This window comes from Pseudomonas sp. RW407 (assembly GCF_003176655.1).
Taxonomy (GTDB): Bacteria; Pseudomonadota; Gammaproteobacteria; order Pseudomonadales; family Pseudomonadaceae; genus Pseudomonas; species Pseudomonas delhiensis.
The window spans coordinates 489,321-491,869 of the sequence record NZ_QGSL01000029.1; the positions used below are offsets into that span (position 1 = coordinate 489,321).

Consider the following 2,549-nt stretch of genomic DNA (forward strand, 5'->3'; position numbering starts at 1 on the left):
GCCAGTGGAGCCGGAGGTGAAGATCACATAGGCCGGACTGTCCACGCTGACGTCTACGGGGGCTGACAGCGGTGCTTGCGCCAGCAGTTGCGGCAGTTGCTGGGTATCGAGGGTGTAGCGGATAGCGGCGCGTTGCTCGATACGCTTGCGCCGTGCCGTGGGCTGAGCGATGCCGATCGGCACATAGCAGGCGCCAGCGGCGAGCACTCCGAACAGGGCTATCACTGCGTCGCTACCGCGGGGCAGGCATACGCCAACGGCCTCGCCAGGCTTTACGCCCTGGGCCAGCAGACCCGCTGCCACGCGCAAGGCTGCCTCGCGCAACTGGCCATAGCTCAGCCGGCTTTCTCCGTCTATCAGCGCCAGGCGTTCGGCACTCATGGCAAAGGGGGCGGAGAGTAGGGTACGTGGGGCTATGGGGCTGGCTGTGGCATTGACCTGCCGGCGCACAGCGGCCTGCACAGGAGGCAGTGGCAGCGCCAGGGGGCACTGCCAGTCGGCGTCGATCAATCGCACCAGCGCTTCGGTATAGGCAGCGAACGACGCGTCCAGCAGGCCTTCCGGAAACAGTGCGTCCACGGCGTCCCAGCACAGCACCAGGGCGCCGCGATGTTCATACAACTGATGGTCAAGCCAGACCTGCGGGGTTTCCGATAGACCGCCGGGGACGATATCCGGAAAGTCCTCGGGTAGCTCGCCCAGCAGATCGTCGGCCAACCCCAGGGTACTGGTGAACACCACTGGCAATGCCGCGGCCTGCGGACCGACCCGGTGTGCCCGTTGCCGTTGGACCCAGATCGAGGAACAGGCAGCGTGTTGCAGCACATCGGCGATCTGCGCCTGTATCTGCTGGGCCTGGAGCAGGAAGCTGCGGCCAACCTCGGGGTAGAAGCTCACCGGCACCAGCGAGGTGAAGTCACCAAGCACTCGCCCGATGTCCGGATGGATGTCCTGCCGGTCGAACAGTGTCAGATTCAGGGTATGGGCATGGCCGTCGCTCCAGCGGGCCAGCACCTGGGCATAGACGCTGAGCAGCAGTACCGAGGCAGTGATCCCCGACTCTCGTGCCCGCTGGCGTAGCGCTTGCCACTGGTTGGCTTCCAGGCGGAATTCACGGCGGCTGAAACTGGTTTCCTCAAGGCTCTGCGGCGAACAGCGCAGAGGGAGGGTTGGAGGCCCAGGCAGATCGTCGAGGCGTTCACGCCAATAGGAGTGGGCCTGTTCCAGCTGTTCGGGGCTGGGCTGGACCTGCAGAACATAGTCGCGGAACGACAAGCCGATTGGCGATAACGGATGATCGGGCTCGGTGTAGAGCTGGGCCAGTTCTCCCAGCAGGAGCTTGATGCTCAGGCCGTCCAACGTCAGGTAGTTGAAGAACAGCCCCAGGCGACAGCGTTGCCCGGTGTAATTCACCGCATGCACTTCGAACAGTGGCCAGCTGCGCCGCTGGCGTGGCCGCTGCGCCCAGAGCTTGGCCAAATGCTGTCGTGCGGTTTCGGCGTCGCCGCACTTCAGCCAATGCTGCTGCACCTGTACTGGTGGCACCTGTTGCAGGATTACTTGGCGGTCGTCGTCAAGCAATTCGGCGCGGAGCATTTCATGGCGCTGTACAAGACGCTGCCAGGCCCGCTCGAAACGCGGCACATCCAGGCGTTCGCCATCCAGTTCGATCAGGTAGGTAGTGCCACAGGACAATGGCAAGTCCTGGCTTTGCCCGCGCCAGTAGGCCTGTTGGACTTCGGTCAGGGGGAAGCCTCGATAGCGGTTGGCGAGGTCCGGTACTACCTGCAACGCCGGGGTGGCGCCGACCGGCAGCAGGGTTGCGGCAAAATCGGCCAGGCGCGGTGTGGCGAACAATTGGCGCAGGCTGTGGTTGCTAGCCAGACCTTCCCGGCGCAAACGGGTGCTACATCGAGTGGCCAGGAGGCTGTCGCCGCCCAGGCGGAAGAAATCGTCCTGGCGGTGGACCTGCGGGCAATGCAGCAGCTCACGCCAGATCGCCGCGACCCGCTGCTCCACTTCTCCGCAAGGCGGCTGCCGTTGCTGGTCGGTTTGCGGTGCCTGCTGTTCGGCCAGTTGCAACAACTGTTGCCGGTCGAGCTTGCCGTTGGCGCTCAGGGGCAGGCTGGGGAGCAGCAACCATTGGCTGGGCAGCATGTACTCGGGCAACTGCTGGGCCAGGTGCTGACAGAGATCGTCGCTGCAATCGATGCTGCCGACCACTGCGGCCATCAGTCGTAGCGGTTTCCCCGTGGCGAGCACCACTGCCTGGCGTACCTCGGGCAGGGTGAGCAGGGCGCTTTCCACTTCACCCAGTTCGATGCGGTGGCCACGGACCTTGACTTGCTGGTCGCGGCGGCCGAGGAACTCCAGGTAACCGTCGGGCCAGTAACGACCCATGTCGCCAGTGCGGTACCAGCGCTGGCCCTCATGCTGGACGAAACGCTCGGCGCTGAGCTGTTCCGAACCGCGATAGCCGTCAGCGACGCCGACCCCGCCGATCCATAACTCGCCGGAGACCCAGTCCGGACAGTCGCGGCCCAGGCTGT

At 64.8% G+C, this 2,549-nt stretch carries 1 protein-coding gene; it reads right to left on the bottom strand.

The genetic code is table 11. The features are described from left to right. On the bottom strand, nt 1–2,549 hold a 2,549-nt coding region (locus tag DK254_RS33725; RefSeq protein WP_218281389.1), incomplete at both ends, for a condensation domain-containing protein.